General features: G+C 75.2%; 13 protein-coding genes. 7 read left to right on the plus strand and 6 right to left on the minus strand.

Annotated elements, in window-relative coordinates; genetic code table 11:
- Positions 1–68: 68 nt before the first annotated feature.
- Entirely contained in the window at positions 69–422 is a 354-nt protein-coding gene (locus tag MFF58_RS19550) for a hypothetical protein (protein WP_238290521.1), read from the plus strand.
- A gap of 22 nt (positions 423–444) precedes the next feature.
- Here the strand turns inward: MFF58_RS19550 and MFF58_RS19555 are convergent, their stop codons facing one another.
- The 3 genes from MFF58_RS19555 to MFF58_RS19565 form a co-directional block, all read right to left on the minus strand.
- Positions 445–645, minus strand: coding sequence for a hypothetical protein (locus MFF58_RS19555; RefSeq protein ID WP_238290522.1), 201 nt, complete (start codon positions 643–645; stop codon positions 445–447).
- 217 nt (positions 646–862) lie between these two features.
- Positions 863–1,474 carry a winged helix-turn-helix domain-containing protein gene (locus MFF58_RS19560; RefSeq protein ID WP_238290523.1) on the minus strand — a complete coding sequence of 204 codons (612 nt, stop codon included), beginning with the start codon at positions 1,472–1,474 and terminating at the stop codon, positions 863–865.
- A gap of 114 nt (positions 1,475–1,588) precedes the next feature.
- On the minus strand, positions 1,589–2,677 hold the full coding sequence (locus tag MFF58_RS19565; protein ID WP_238290524.1) for a replication protein RepA: 1,089 nt from the start codon (positions 2,675–2,677) through the stop codon (positions 1,589–1,591).
- 796 nt (positions 2,678–3,473) lie between these two features.
- Here MFF58_RS19565 and MFF58_RS19570 point away from each other — a divergent pair.
- From MFF58_RS19570 to MFF58_RS19585, 4 genes are all read left to right on the plus strand, one after another.
- Positions 3,474–4,319 (plus strand): TrmH family RNA methyltransferase, encoded by an 846-nt coding sequence (locus MFF58_RS19570; protein WP_238290525.1) that lies wholly within the window; start codon positions 3,474–3,476, stop codon positions 4,317–4,319.
- A gap of 342 nt (positions 4,320–4,661) precedes the next feature.
- Positions 4,662–4,916: a hypothetical protein gene (locus tag MFF58_RS19575; RefSeq protein ID WP_238290526.1), complete on the plus strand. Its 255-nt coding sequence runs from the start codon at positions 4,662–4,664 to the stop codon at positions 4,914–4,916.
- Positions 4,917–5,682: 766 nt separating this feature from the next.
- A complete protein-coding gene (locus MFF58_RS19580; protein ID WP_238290527.1) occupies positions 5,683–7,113 on the plus strand; it encodes an MFS transporter in 1,431 nt (476 codons plus the stop codon).
- 108 nt (positions 7,114–7,221) lie between these two features.
- A complete protein-coding gene (locus tag MFF58_RS19585; protein WP_238290528.1) occupies positions 7,222–8,079 on the plus strand; it encodes an amidohydrolase family protein in 858 nt (285 codons plus the stop codon).
- Between the two features lie 84 nt (positions 8,080–8,163).
- On the opposite strand, the gene MFF58_RS19590 is transcribed toward MFF58_RS19585, so the two are convergent.
- A complete protein-coding gene (locus tag MFF58_RS19590; RefSeq protein WP_238290529.1) occupies positions 8,164–10,242 on the minus strand; it encodes a methyl-accepting chemotaxis protein in 2,079 nt (692 codons plus the stop codon).
- A gap of 101 nt (positions 10,243–10,343) precedes the next feature.
- On the minus strand, positions 10,344–10,703 hold the full coding sequence (locus MFF58_RS19595; RefSeq protein WP_238290531.1) for a winged helix-turn-helix transcriptional regulator: 360 nt from the start codon (positions 10,701–10,703) through the stop codon (positions 10,344–10,346).
- A gap of 108 nt (positions 10,704–10,811) precedes the next feature.
- Here MFF58_RS19595 and MFF58_RS19600 point away from each other — a divergent pair, with 108 nt between their 5' ends.
- Positions 10,812–11,831 (plus strand): zinc-binding alcohol dehydrogenase family protein, encoded by a 1,020-nt coding sequence (locus tag MFF58_RS19600; protein ID WP_238290533.1) that lies wholly within the window; start codon positions 10,812–10,814, stop codon positions 11,829–11,831.
- 10 nt (positions 11,832–11,841) lie between these two features.
- Positions 11,842–12,258 (plus strand): cupin domain-containing protein, encoded by a 417-nt coding sequence (locus MFF58_RS19605; protein ID WP_238290535.1) that lies wholly within the window; start codon positions 11,842–11,844, stop codon positions 12,256–12,258.
- Positions 12,259–12,327: 69 nt separating this feature from the next.
- Here the strand turns inward: MFF58_RS19605 and MFF58_RS19610 are convergent, their stop codons facing one another.
- The gene (locus MFF58_RS19610; RefSeq protein ID WP_238290537.1) at positions 12,328–13,503 is read right to left on the minus strand and encodes an MFS transporter; all 1,176 of its coding nucleotides are present in this window, start codon (positions 13,501–13,503) and stop codon (positions 12,328–12,330) included.
- Positions 13,504–13,703 lie beyond the last annotated feature (200 nt).

Consider the following 13,703-nt stretch of genomic DNA (forward strand, 5'->3'; position numbering starts at 1 on the left):
ATCGGCGCCACGGCCGGCCCACCGTGCGGGACCGGTCGATGGATTCGTTCTCGGCAGGAGCTTCGTCGATGCTCAAGGTTCTCGCGGTTCCGGCCGCCTGCCTGGTCCTGTGCGGGACCGCCGCCGCGCAGGACATGCCCGGACTGGCGACCTTGAGCCCACCCGAACTCGCGCAGCCGGTCATGGCGAACGAACCGGAGCGCGCGGCCCGCCCCTCGGCCGGAACCGTGCCGGGCGTCACCGTCGGGCCGCGCGGCCTGGATGGCGGCCGCGCGGAGACCGGCAATCCCGCGCTGCGCGGCGTCGATCCCGGCGCGCCCCGGGCTGTCGCCGCCCTGAAGGCTCCGTCCGGTGAGCCGCGACCCTGGTGCGCGCAGGCGCGCCGGGTCGGGACCGGTGCGGGCTTCTGCCTCATCAATTGAGCCGGGCGGCGCGGCGGACCGTTCAGGACGCCGCGTAGACCGAGATCTCGTCGAACGTCCCCGTGGTTCCCGGCGCGTAGTCCAGGGAGGCGACGAGCAGCACCAGCACGGCCGCCACGACGGCCGCGGCGGCAAGGAGGCGCGTGAGGGCCTCCGCGTGCGCATGCGCGGCGTGGATCACCGCGCAGCCCAGCACGAAAGCCAGGGCCTGGGCGGTCGTCATCGCGCCCGCATCCGGACGCGGCCGGGCCGGAGGACCGGTCCCCGGCCGTTCGGAACCGCGCGATCCGCGCGCATCTCGGCCATTCCGCCCCGTCCATCCCCGTCGCCGCGCCGTCCGGCATCCCCGGCCGGTACGATGCCGATCCTGCGGCCGCGGACGTCACCCATACGGGGAGGCCGGCGGCCAAGGCACCGTCACGCACTCGTGACCGGCCCTCTCACGCCGGGGCCGCCAACGCGTAGGTCGCCTCGCCGACCCGACGCAGGGGACCACCGGGGCCGGACCGCTTCCACAGGCGGGTGTTGAGGGCCGCCACCGGGTCCCGTCCCGGCACGGTGAAGCCCTGGTCGACGAGCGCCGCCAGGATCTCGGCCGCGTGCAGGGGCCGGCCGGCATCCGCGATCGCCCTGCCGGCGGCCTCCACGAGGGCGCGGCCGTAGCGGCGGGCGCCGGCCGCGTCCTCCGCGAAGGGAATGGCCGGAGGACGCGCGGCATCCGTCCCGCCCGCGTCGGACTGAGATTGGGAATCAGCGTCGGAATGAGGCTCGGAACTTGAGCCGGACTGTCCCCGGGCCGGGGCGGCGGGAATCCGGCCCACCGGGACGACGGGCGGCGCCGCGTCCCGGGCCGGCGGCGGGTCGATGGTCGGCCCCGAGGCCGCCTCGGGCCCGGTACCGGCGTCGCCGGGCGCGAGCCCCGTCCCGGCGGCCCCAAAACGGCGTCCGAGTTCGAGGTAGAGCACGAGATCGGCGATCTCCCGGTCGAGGGCTTCGCGCTGCCGCCGCAGCAGGGCGAGGCGCGCCTCGATCTCGACATCCGATAGACCCACGCGGCGTTCCCTCCAGCGGAATGGAATACCTACCCCATTCCGTTCTCCCAGGGAACGGAATACCCGCCCGTTCCGACCGCCGCCCACGACGGTTAAGGGAATGAATCGTATTCCCTAGGCGCGCGCCCGCGTTCTCTTCGCCGCGGGGCGCGGCGGCACCAGCAGCGCGCTCGGATCGGCCGGGTGCAGGGTCAGGCCGTTATCGTCGAGGACCAGGGGCAGGCGCGGGAACACCTCGCGCAGATGCGCCAGATCCGCCTTGAACGCCTGGCGGAAGCTGCGGATCGAGGCGTTCTCGGCCCCGAACTGCGCGTGGAGGTTGGTCCAGGTCAGACGCAGCGGGCGCTGGAGGGACCGCAGCCGGTAGCCGGTCCAGAACAGCAGGTCGAGCTTGCGCGCCGAGCCCGAGAAGGCCCGGGCCGCCCGGACGTCCACCGGCAGGGCGTGGCGGATCAGGGTCTCGTAGAATTCCGGGTCGAAGCGCACGGTGCGGCCGGCCTCGTCGGCGCCCTCCCCGGCACGGGGGCGCCACAATTCGAGGCTGCGGAACGGCGGGACGTTGAGGGTGGTGGCGCTGTCGCGGCCGTCCCAGAGGCCGATCTGCATGGAGCAGGCGGCGAGCCGGTTCAGCTGCTCCTTGAACTGGCGGATGGTGCCGCGCTCGCCGCCGGTGACCGCGAAGCCCATCTCGCGCATGAAGCCCGACAGGGTCTCGGCGACCTTCACGGTGGGGCTGCGCTGGCGCACGGCCTCGGTGCAGAGGTGGAGCAGGACCAGCCGGGCCTTCGGGCCGTAGGGCAGCCCCTGGGGCGTGAACGCGCCGGTCTCCGGGTCCTTGATCCGCCCGGCGATCAGGTTGAGCGAGTTGCGCCCGTAGGTGCGGGAGAACTCGCGGACCGGGCCGGGGTCCCGGTAGGGCAGTCCGCAGAGCGCCAGCACCGAGTGGATGTGCTGCAGGCTCGACGGGAGCGCCGGCTCGCTCTCGATCACGAGGCGCACGGCGTCGCGGCGGCGCTGGTCGCGGGAGAGCCCGGCGCGGCGAACCTCCTCCTCGCCCACCAGGGCGGCCTGCGCGTCCCGCTCGCGCTGGCGGTGCAGGACGTGCTCGACGATCTGGGCGAACAGGAAGCCGCCGCGGGCCGCCTCGACCTCGGCCCGCAGGTCCGGGTCGTGGATCCCGGCGATCTTCTCCTCGATGCTCATCGCATGCCCATCGTCCTGGCGGCCCGTGGCGGCCCGCCTCTCCCGCCGGCGCGCGGGAGGACGGCCCCATCCCGCCATGCCACGATTCGGCCGCCGGGATCCCGGTCCGATCCGGCTTGTCCCGGCAATCCCCGCTTCCCAGGGCGTCCCGCGGTGCGCGGTGCAGAACGCCCGGCGGGACGGCCCGGGACGCGGGCTGCGCAGAGTCCGATACGGGCCGGACCGGGCGGCGCGCCGGACGCAGAGTTCGATACGGCCGCCGCCGGCCGGGCCATCCCCGTTATCCACCGCGTCCGGCGGGAATCGCCGCCGAATCCGATACGCGGCCCCGCAGACTCCGATACGCGGATCCGCCGGCCCGGCGCAGAATCCGATGCGCGGCGACGCAGAGTCGGATGCGCATCCGCGCAGAGTCGGATGCGCGAGACGGCATCAACGCTTTGCGCGGACAAGCGAATTCGCCACTGCATATAACCTTCCGAACTGACTCTCTGAGAGATTCCTCCTGATAATCTTCCTACTCCGTCGCGGTCCGTTCGCTTTGACGAACGACGCCGGGATCCGAAGGTCTTGAACAGGGAATGAAAAGAATACGAGCGCGTTGTCCACATCGGCGCCGACCCGGCGGCGGGCGGATCCGCGGCGGCCACTTGACGCGAACCCGTGACCCGGCCCCACGCGGCAGGCCCTTGACGCGGGCCGATGCGGCCGGTTTCTCGGGGCCTCCCACGATGTCCCTCCGCGCGAGGGCCTCGAAGAAGGCCGTGCCGATGCCCCGCTTCCCGACCGCGGTCCGATGACCGACCGCCGCAATGACGGGCCGCCGCCGGGCCCCCGCGGGAAGCCGCGCCCCCCGGGCCCCCGCCGGCCGGGCTTCCGCCCGGGCCCCCGGCCCGCCCCCGGCCCGCGGGCCGCCGCCGACGGATCCGCCGTGCTGTACGGCTGGCACCCGGTGGTGCAGGCGCTGGGCAACGGCGCGCGCGGCCTGCACCGGCTGCTCGCCACCGAGAACGCGGCGGCCCGGCTGGAGGCGGAGTTCGGCGGCGCCCTGCGGATCGCCCCCGAACTGGTGCGGCCGAGCGAGATCGGCCGCCTGCTCGGCCCGGACGCGGTCCACCAGGGCCTGTATCTCGAGGCGGAGCCCCTGCCGGCCCCCGGCCTCGACGACCTGCCCGCCGACGCCCTCCTGCTGGCGCTCGACCAGATCACCGATCCGCACAATGTCGGGGCGATCGTGCGCACCGCCGCGGCCTTCGGGGTCGCCGGGATCGTCACCACGGCCCGCCACGCGCCGGGGGCCACCGGCGTCCTGGCGAAATCGGCCTCCGGCGGCCTGGAGCACGTGCCGTTCGTGACCGTGCGGAACCTCGCCGAGGCGCTGATCGCCCTGGGGGAGCGGGGGTTCACGCGGGTCGGGCTCGATTCCGACGCGCCCGAGAGCCTCGCCGCGCTGGCCGTGGCCCGGCCGCTGGTGATCGTCCTGGGCGCCGAGGGCAAGGGGCTGCGCGAGCGCACCCGGACCTGCTGCGACGTGCTGGCCCGGATCCCGTTCTCGGGGGCGATCCGCAGCCTCAACGTCTCGAACGCCGCTGCCATCACCCTCTACGCCCTGGGGCGGACCGGGCCCCCGGAGACGTCCTAGGCGCCGGCCGGACGCCGACGACGCTGAGCCGCTGCCGCGGGGGTGGCTGCCGGGACGCGGCCCGGCGACCGGCCCAGGATCTCGGCGGACGGCGCGCCCCGGGGCAGGAGGCGGGATACGAGCGGGGACGTGCCGGGGGCTTCGACGCGCGCCACGCGCGCTCCCTCCCCAGCACGAGGGCGGGGTGGAGGTCGGGCATCCGCGGGCCGGTGCGCGTCGGCCCGGCGCGTCGTCCCGACCCGGCTCCCCGCGAGAGCGGGCCTTCCCGCTCCGACCTAGGCAATGTCCGCAACCTGCCGTAGAATGGCTCCCGAGGGGGCGTGGGCCGGACGCGTGCGCCTGATGCTGGACGATACCTTTACCTACGGGGGCTGGGCCGTCGGCCTGCTCGCCGTCGGGGTATGGCTGTGGCTCGCGCGGCGGGCCTTCCCGAGCTTCGACGCCTTCGTGCGCGGGTTCGACGACGAGCTCGGCCTCAGCGGCACGCCGGAGGAGCGGGCGCGCCGCGCGCGCTGGCACCAGATCCGCCAGGCCGCCGTGGCCCTGACCGCCGTGGCGGCCCTGTGCCTGTCGATCGGCTTCGCGATCCCCGACTAGAACCGTCCCATCGGTCCCGCCTCTCATCGGGTCGGCTCGACCGCGGTGAGGTCCCCTCGGGTCAGGAAGCGGAGTCCGGCTCCGGGCCGGGAAACCGACCGTCGCCCACCAGACCCCCCGGCACTGCCGCGTCGCCGGCCGGCGCGCGGGCGACGCCCGGCGGCCTGGCCGGCGACCGCCCACGACGTGCTGACCCGCGCGACCTGGGAGGGGGCGACCCGGGCGGGGATCGCCGCGGGGTGCCGCAACCGTTCCGCCGCGGGGCTGGCAGGCGGTTCCAGGTCGGCGGTCCGCACGTGACGCTGTCGCCCCGGCGGCCGACGGGCCGCCCCGGCGGAGGCGTGGCGGGACCGCGATGGCGGGGAAAGGGCGGCCTCCGGGGGAAGGGCAGCGTCGAGGACGTGCGCGCAGCCCCGCGGGGATCCTCCCTCGCGCAGACCACCCCTGCCGTCGGCACGGGGTCGGGGCCGTCGCGCGGGCCGCAGGTGTCCGGGCCGCATCCGGTCCCGCGACGGGGCGGGAACAGCGACCGGACCATGACCGGATTGTCAGGCCGATGCCGCTCGGATCCCGGCCCCCCCTGCGGGGACGCTCCGCCGCGCCGGTCTCCCCGCGGCGGAGCCGCACCGGTCTCCCCGCGGCGGAGCCGCACCGGCCGGAACGGCCGGCTGCGCCGCCGTCCCTGGTCCCGGGGCCGGGGGTGCTGTACCGGGTCCGCGGTGAACCGCCCCGGGCCGATCCGGGTCGCGGAGGATGGGAATCTCACGTGCCGCCAGCCGCCGAACGCCCGGTCGCGACGCCCCCCGGGACCGCACGATCGGCCGTCCCCGACATCGCCGCACGCCTCGAGCGGCTGCCGATGTCGGGCTACCAGCGGAGGATCTTCGGGATCATCGCCTCGGCGTGGCTCGTCGATCAGATCGACGTGGCGCTCCTGACCTTCCTGCTCGGCTCGATCGTGGTGGCGTTCGGCCTGACGCCGACCGAGGCCGGCCAGCTCGCCGCCATGACCTTCGCGGGCCAGCTCGTGGGCAACATCCTGGCCGGCACCGCCTCCGACCGGTTCGGCCGCAAGGCGGTGTTCCAGGTGACCATGGTGGTCTGGGGCCTGGCGAGCCTCGCGGCGGCGGCGGCCTGGAGCCTGCCCGTGCTGATGGCCTGCCGGTTCCTGATCGGGGTCGGCGTCGGCGGCGAGGCACCGGTGGCGCAGGCGATGGTCTCGGAGATCGTCCCGGCCTCCGTGCGCGGCAAGTACATCGCGATCATGGAGGGGTTCTGGGCGGTGGGCTACGTCCTGTCGGGGGCGATCAGCTTCTTCGTGCTGCCCTATCTCGGCTGGCGCTGGGCCTTCGTGGTGGTGGGGCTGCTGTCGCTGGTGGTGCTGGCGGTCCGCCGCACCATGCCGGAATCGCCCCGCTGGCTCGCCGAGGCCGGCCGCGCCGCGGAGGCCGAGGCCGTGATGGCCACGATGGAGCGGGCCGTGGAACGTGCCACCGGCCGGCCCCTGCCCCCGGTCGCCCCGGCGGTGGCCGCGGCCGCCGCCGCCCCCGGTCCGCGGCGCGGCGCCGTCGCGACCCTGTTCGCCCCCGAGTACCGGCTCCGCACCGTGATGGCCTTCGGCCTGTGGTTCTTCGCGCTGATCGGCTTCTTCGGGCTGAATTCCTGGATCGCCGTGCTGCTCAAGGAGCGCGGCTTCTCGATCGTCGGCTCGGTGGGCTTCGTCACCCTGATCACCCTCGGCGGCATCCCGGGCTTCGCGGCGGCGGCGCTGCTCCTCGAGCGGCTCGGCCGCAAGCCCGCCACCGCCCTGTTTCTGGTCTGCGCGGCGGCTTCGGCCTACCTGTACGGCAATGCCGGCGGGGGCACGGTGCTGACCGTCGCGGGGGTCGCGGTGACGTGGCTGTTCGTCGCCGGCTTCGTCATGCAGTTCTTCATGTTCGGCATGTGGAGCTGCCTCTACGCCTACACGCCGGAACTGTACCCGACCCGGGCGCGGGCCACGGGCGCCGGCTTCGCCTCGGCCTTCGGGCGGATCGGCGCGATCCTGGGGCCGATGATCGTGCCGGTGCTGGTGCGCGATCACGGCCCGGCCACCGCCTTCCAGGTCGGCGCGGGCGGCTTCCTGATCGCCGCCCTGCTGGTCCTGACCCTCGGCGTCGAGACCCGCGGCAAGGTCCTGGAGGCCGTCTCGCACTGAGACGGTCCCGGATCGGACCAGTCCGGGCTCCGCGCCCCGACCCCCCGCCGAAGGGCCGAGCCCTTCGGAGCCCCCCACATCCCCGATCGCACTGGAGAGTCACAAGAAATGCCCGTCGTGGACATGCGCAGCCGTCCGACCTTCCTGCATCGGTTCTTCGGCGCCGAGCCCGGCACGCCGGAATTCGGCGTCGCCCGCTGGCTGAACGCCCGGGTCGGCAGCCGGGAGGTCGAGCACTTCACCCGCGGCGCGACGATCGCGGGCTTCCGCGCCGAGATGGACGGCGCCGGCATCGACGTCGCCGTCATGGTCGCCCGCTCGGTCCCGGGGGTGCGGGTCTCGAACGACGCGCTGGCGGAGGCCGCCCGGCACGATCCGAAGCGGCTGATCGGCATCGCCTCGGTGGATCCGGTCAAGCTCGGCCGCAAGGCCGCGGTCGCGGAGGCCAAGCGCGCCGTAACCGAGCTCGGCTTCAAGGGGATCAACCTCGATGCCGGCTTCTACCGCGAGGCCATGACGGCCGACGACGACCGCCTGATGCCGCTCTACGACCTGTGCCAGGAGCTCGGGGTCCCGGCCTTCGTGATGTCGGGCCCGACCACCCCGGACCTGCGCCTCAACGATCCCCTGGCGGTCGACCGGGTCGCCCGGACCTTCCCGAAGCTGCCGATCGTGTGCTGCCACGGGTTCTACCCGCGCGTCGCCGACATGGTGGCGGTGGCGTTCCGCAACGCCAACGTCTTCGTCTCGCCCGACATGTACACCTTCGCGCCGGGCGGCGGCCTCTACGTCGAGGCGGCGAACGGCTTCATGAGGGACCAGTTCCTGTTCGGCTCCTCGTTCCCGTTCCGCCCGATGGGCCAGGGCGTGGCGGATTTCCGCGCCCTCGGCCTCTCCGAGGAGGCCCTGGAGGCCGCCTTCTGGCGCAACGCCGACCGGCTCCTCGGGCTCGGCCTCGGGGCTTAGGACGTCCCGGTCTCGACGGCCGGAACCCGCCGCGGGTGCCGGGCGGCCCCTGCCGAGGGGCCGCGCCCTTCGCGCCCCCGGGCGTCAGGCGGCCCGGACGCGGGCCAGGAAGCCGTCGACCGCCCCGCGCAGGTCGGCCGCCTGCCGGGACAGGTCGGCCGCCGCCTGCAGCACCTGGGCGGAGCCCTGGCTCGCCGTGCCGGCCGCCGCGCCGACGCCCGCCATGTGGCCGGAGACGCCCTGGGTGTCCTGCGAGGTCTGCGCGGTGGTCCGCGCGATCTCGGCGGTGGCCGCGCACTGCTGCTCGACCATGGCGGCGATCTCGGCGCCGATCCGCGCGAGGGTGCGGATCACCGCGGTGATGCCGCCGATCGACCGGACCGAGGCCTCCGTGGAACCGGTGATCTCCGCCACCTTGGCGGCGATCTCCTCGGTGGCCCGGGCGGTCTGCTCGGCGAGGTGCTTCACCTCGGCGGCGACCACCGCGAAGCCGCGGCCGGCCTCGCCGGCGCGCGCCGCCTCGATGGTGGCGTTCAGCGCCAGCAGGTTGGTCTGGCCGGCGATCTGCGAGATCATCGCGACGATCTCCCCGATGCTGCCCGCCGCCTGGGCGAGGCGGCGCACCTCCCCGGCCATCCCGTCCGCGTCCCGGGTCGCGGCGGCCGCGAGGTCGGCCGAGGCCCCGACCTGCACGCCGATCTCCCGCACGGAGGCGGTGAGCTCCTCGGTGGCCGCCGCCACCGTGTCGGCCGAGCGCGCGGCCGAATCGGCCGAGACCGCCACCGTCCGGCTGAGGTCCGTGGTGTCCTGGGCGGCCCGGGCCATCCCGTGCGCGGCGGCTTCGAGCCGGCCGGCCGCCGTCGACACCGCCGCCACGATGCCGCCGACCTGGCGCTCGAAGCTGTCGGCGAGGCCCAGCGCGGCGGCGCGCTGGGCGGCCCCGGCCTCTGCGGCGCGGCGCTCCTGCGCGGCCCGGGCCGCGCGGCGCTCGGCGACGCTGTCGCGGAACGCCAGCGCGGCCGCGGCGATCGCCCGGACCTCGCGGGGGCCGCCCGAGGGAACCGCCAGATCCTCCGTCCCCGCGCCGGTCGTCCCCTCTTCGGTCGTCCCCTCGCCCCGGCCGATCGCGGTCAGCACCCGCGCCATCCGGGCGAGGGGCCGGGCGATGGCGGTGCCGAGCCAGGCCGCGAGGCCGGCCGAGAGGGCGAACAGGGCGAGGCCGCCGGCGATCCAGAGGGTCAGCATCCGGTCGGCCCGGGCGCGCACCGCGCCGGCGGCGGCCACGAGGTCGGCGGTGAGCCGATCCTCCACGCCCTTCAGAGCATCGATCCGCTGCGTGGCGAGGCGGAACCACGCGGGGGCGTCGCGGAAGGCCGGGGGCGTGCCCGGCACCGTGTCCTGCGCGAGGGCGCGCAGCCGCGCCACCGCCCGGGCCGGTTCCGCCGCTTCGGCGGCGTCCAGCAGGGCCGCCTGGGGGGCCTCGGCCCCGGCGCGGAACAGGCCCGCATAGGTCGCCTGCTCGGCCGAGAGCGTGGCGAGCCGGCGCGCGGCCGCGAGGTCCAGGCTGCCGGACGCGAAGGCGGCCGAGACGGCGGCCCGCTCCTGGCCGGCGGCCTCCTTCAGCGCCAGGAAGGCCGCGTAGGCGCTCGCCCGGGCGGCGAGGCCGGCCTCATCGATCACCCCGCCCATGGCCCGGACGAGCCCGAGCCCCTCGCCGATCACGCCGGTGTAGAAGGCGGCCGCCTGCGGCGCGCCCGGGCCGAGGGCGTCGATGGCCCGGCGCTCGGCCGCGAGCCCGGTGAGCGCCGCGGCGAAACCGGTGCCGCGGGCCGCGAAGACCGGGCCGAAGCCCGTGGCGCCCGCCATGGCCTCCGGCAGCCCGGCCAGGGCCGCGTCGGTGCGTCCGCGCTGGGCCGCCAGTTCCGGCCCGAACTGCGCGCCCCGCGCGCCCAGGAACAGGCTGGAGGCGCCGCGCTCGCGCTGGGCCTCGTGCACGAAGGCGCTGATCCGCGAGGCGAGGCCGACGAGGCCCTCCACCCGGTCCATCTCGGCACGCCGCGCCCACTGGTCCGACACCGCGAGGCCCGCCGCCCCCGCGAAGGCGAGGCAGGGGGCGAGCGCCACCGCGAGGATGCGGGCGCGGAGCGAGGCGAGGACGGGCATCGGAGGATCTGGGATGGTCCGGCAGGAAACGCTTCACCCTCCGGCCAAGACTTAAAGAACCCGTTATGCGCCCCTCGCCGCCCGCGGCCCGTCCTGCACAATCAAGCGGCGTCCGGGACGGCATCTGCCTGAGCGGCGTGCAAGTCGCCCCAGGTCTTCAGTTCGCGGATGACCGGTTCCAGGGAGCGCCCGCGCGCGGTCAGGCTGTACTCCACCTTCGGAGGCACTTGGGCGTAGACCGTCCGGGTGACCAGACCGTCCGCCTCCATTTCGCGCAACTGGTTCGTGAGCATGCGCTGGGTCACGCTGGTCAGCCGCCGCCGGATCTCGGTGAAGCGCAGGGTCCCCTCCAGCAGGTGGAAGAGGATCACGCCCTTCCACTTGCCGTCGATGAACCGGAGGGTCGCCTCGACGGCGCAGCCGGGGCTGCAGGCGCCGGTGTGGCGGCGGATGCGGGGCATGGCGGTCTCCGACGGTATCGTTTCCGGCACTAGGGGCGTTTTATGTGCGTCCTTGCGGCGCGTGAAGACGGGCGGCATCTCCCGTGGCGACAGGTCGAGGAGAGCACGATGCGCGCCGTCGGATACCGCAAGTCCCTGCCGATCACCGATCCCGAAGCCCTGGTCGATGGCGATCTGCCGCAGCCCGAGCCCGGCCCCCGCGACCTGCTCGTCCAGGTCGAGGCGGTCTCGGTGAACCCGGTCGACACCAAGGTCCGGCGCCGCGCCGAGCCGGAGGCCGGCGGCCTCAAGGTGCTGGGCTGGGACGCGGCCGGGACCGTCGTGGCCACGGGCGCGGAGGTCGCGGGCTTCTCCGTGGGCGACGCGGTGATGTATGCGGGCGACCTCACCCGGCCGGGGACGAACGCCCAGTTCCATTGCGTCGACGCCCGCCTCGTCGGGCACAAGCCGGCGCGCCTCGACTGGGCGCAGGCCGCCGCCCTGCCGCTCACCGCGATCACCGCCTGGGAGACCCTGTTCGACCGGCTCGACACGGGAAAGCCCGTGCCGGGCGCCGCACCGGCGATCCTGATCGTCGGCGGGGCGGGGGGCGTCGGTTCGGTGGCGATCCAGCTCGCCCGGGCACTCACCGACCTCACCGTGATCGCCACCGCGTCGCGGCCCGAGACGGCGCAATGGTGCCGGGATCTCGGCGCCCACCACGTGGTCGACCATTCCAAACCCCTGGCGGCGGAGGTGGCGGCCCTGGGCCTCGGCGCGCCGGGCCTCGTCTTCTCCACGACCAGCACCGATGCCCACCTCGCCGCGATCGTGGAGCTGATCGCCCCGCAGGGGCGGCTGGCCCTGATCGACGATCCCGAGCGCCTCGACGTCGGGCTCCTCAAGCGCAAGAGCCTGTCGCTGCACTGGGAGTTCATGTTCACCCGCTCGATGTTCGGCACCGCCGACATCGCCGCCCAGGGCGCGCTCCTCGACGAGCTCGCCCGCCTCGTTGACGCGGGTCGCCTGCGCACCACCCTGGGTGAGCATTACGGGCGGATCGACGCCGAGAACCTCCGGCGCGCCCACGCGCGGATCGAGAGCGGGCGCGCCAGGGGCAAGATCGTGCTCGAAGGCTTTCCGGCGTGAGGGGGACGGGATGGCGGAAACCGGGATCTTCGACGTGGCGGCGCTGGCGGCGGCCCTGCCCGACAGCGCCGCGACGCTCCTGGCCGACACCTACCTGACCGACCGGGCGGCGGCGAGCGCCCGGGTGTTCCGGGTCTACCGGCCGACCCCGCCGCACTATCACGCCACCTGCGACGAGTACCTGTACTGCCTGTCGGGCCGGGGCACCTTCTGGATGGGCGACCCCACCTCGGTGGCCGCGTTTGGCCCCGGCCAGCTGCTGTTCTTCGCCCGGGGCATCGTCCACGCCATGCCGGAGATCGAGTCCGGCGCGCCGGTGACCTTCCTGTCGATCGACACGCCCCGGCGGGCGCCCACCGACATCGTCTTCGTGAACCCGGAGGACGGCAGTCCGGCGACCTTCATGGCCCGCAACGCGGCCACCTGAGCCTCGGACCGCCGCCGCGGATCTGAGATTCCGACCGGGGCCCCAGACCGGGGCCTCAGACCGGGGGCCTCAGACCCGCAGGGAGCGCCCGGCCGCCGCCACGCCGAGGAGCAGGGCGGCCACGATCAGGAAGGCGGCCGGCAGGCCGAGCCCCTGCGCGGCGAAGCCGATCAGGGCCGGGCCCGCCAGCACCCCGGCATAGCCCAGCGTCGTCACCGCCGGGACCGCCACGCTCTCGGGCATCGCCGTCTGGCGGCCGGCCGCCGTGAACAGGACCGGGACGATGTTGGCGCAGCCCGCCCCGACCAGGGCGTATCCGGCGAGCGCCGCCTCCCAGGCCGGCACCACGACCGAGAGCGCGAGGCCGGCCGCCGCCAGCAGGCCGCCGAGGATCACGACCTTCCGCCGGCCGAGCCGGGCCACGATGGCGTCGCCGGCAAGACGCCCGGCCGTCATCGTGACCGAGAAGGCCGCGTAGCCGAGCGCCGCCCAGGCTGGATCGAGCCCCCGGTGCTGGATCAGGAACAGGGCGCTCCAGTCCAGGGCCGAGCCCTCGGTGAGGAACACCACGAAGCAGAGCAGGCCCAGCACCAGCACGATGCCCCGGGGCAGCGCGAGGGCGGGGCCGCTTCCCCGGGCCCGGCCGGCCGGCAGGATGCCGGGCCACGCGGCCGCGAACAGGGCCGCGATCCCGGCGACCAGGAGCAGCACGCTCCAGCCCGCACCCAGCCCGGCGGCCAGCAGGCCGCTGGCGACCAGCGCCCCCAGGATGCAGCCGAGGCTGTAGAGGCCGTGGAAGCCCGACATCATCGGGCGCCCGCTCGCGCGCTCCACCACCACCGCCTGCAGGTTCATGACGCAGTCGATCGCCCCCATCCCAGCCCCGAACAGCAGCAGCGCCCCGGTGAGCGGCACGAGGCCCGCGCCCACGGCCAGCACCGGCAGGGCGAGGCCGAGCGCGAGCGTCCCGGCGAGCAGGACCGGCCGGAAGCCGAGCCGCGCGGCCGCCGCCCCGGCGCTCGGCATCGCCAGGAGCGAGCCGACGCCGAAGGTGAGGAGCAGCAGGCCCAGTCCCGCCGCGTCGAGGCCGGCGCGGTCCTTCACCAGCGGCACCAGCGGCGCCCAGGTGGCGTTGGCGATGCCGACGATCAGGAACAGCAGCCGGGTGGACAGCCGCTGCGCGCTCGCGGCTCGGTCGTCGGCCCGGCTGGGGGCGGCCGGGGCGGTCAGGTCGAGCGCGGGCATCGGCACCTGTCGAGGATGAGGATCCGGGGGCGGATCCGGCGACGTGGGATCCCGGCTCCCGCGGTGCAACACCGGCCGTGGGCGGGATCTGGCCAAGCGGGGCCGCCCGAGCCGGCCGCGGCCGGGCTCGGCCCCGCCGTCAGCGGAGGACCGCGGGGCGACCCGGGGCCGCACGGCCGCACCGCCTGCGAGGGTTCCGG

Source organism: Methylobacterium longum (assembly GCF_022179385.1).
Taxonomy (GTDB): Bacteria; Pseudomonadota; Alphaproteobacteria; order Rhizobiales; family Beijerinckiaceae; genus Methylobacterium; species Methylobacterium longum.

What these genes read in the sequence shown, in the direction of transcription:
- MFF58_RS19550 (WP_238290521.1), top strand. Translation starts at nt 69, where the DNA reads ATGCTCAAGGTTCTCGCGGTTCCGGCCGCCTGCCTGGTCCTGTGCGGG.
- MFF58_RS19555 (WP_238290522.1), bottom strand. Translation starts at nt 645, where the DNA reads ATGACGACCGCCCAGGCCCTGGCTTTCGTGCTGGGCTGCGCGGTGATC.
- MFF58_RS19565 (WP_238290524.1), bottom strand. Translation starts at nt 2,677, where the DNA reads ATGAGCATCGAGGAGAAGATCGCCGGGATCCACGACCCGGACCTGCGG.
- MFF58_RS19570 (WP_238290525.1), top strand. Translation starts at nt 3,474, where the DNA reads ATGACCGACCGCCGCAATGACGGGCCGCCGCCGGGCCCCCGCGGGAAG.
- MFF58_RS19575 (WP_238290526.1), top strand. Translation starts at nt 4,662, where the DNA reads ATGCTGGACGATACCTTTACCTACGGGGGCTGGGCCGTCGGCCTGCTC.
- MFF58_RS19585 (WP_238290528.1), top strand. Translation starts at nt 7,222, where the DNA reads ATGCCCGTCGTGGACATGCGCAGCCGTCCGACCTTCCTGCATCGGTTC.
- MFF58_RS19590 (WP_238290529.1), bottom strand. Translation starts at nt 10,242, where the DNA reads ATGCCCGTCCTCGCCTCGCTCCGCGCCCGCATCCTCGCGGTGGCGCTC.
- MFF58_RS19595 (WP_238290531.1), bottom strand. Translation starts at nt 10,703, where the DNA reads ATGCCCCGCATCCGCCGCCACACCGGCGCCTGCAGCCCCGGCTGCGCC.
- MFF58_RS19600 (WP_238290533.1), top strand. Translation starts at nt 10,812, where the DNA reads ATGCGCGCCGTCGGATACCGCAAGTCCCTGCCGATCACCGATCCCGAA.
- MFF58_RS19605 (WP_238290535.1), top strand. Translation starts at nt 11,842, where the DNA reads ATGGCGGAAACCGGGATCTTCGACGTGGCGGCGCTGGCGGCGGCCCTG.
- MFF58_RS19610 (WP_238290537.1), bottom strand. Translation starts at nt 13,503, where the DNA reads ATGCCCGCGCTCGACCTGACCGCCCCGGCCGCCCCCAGCCGGGCCGAC.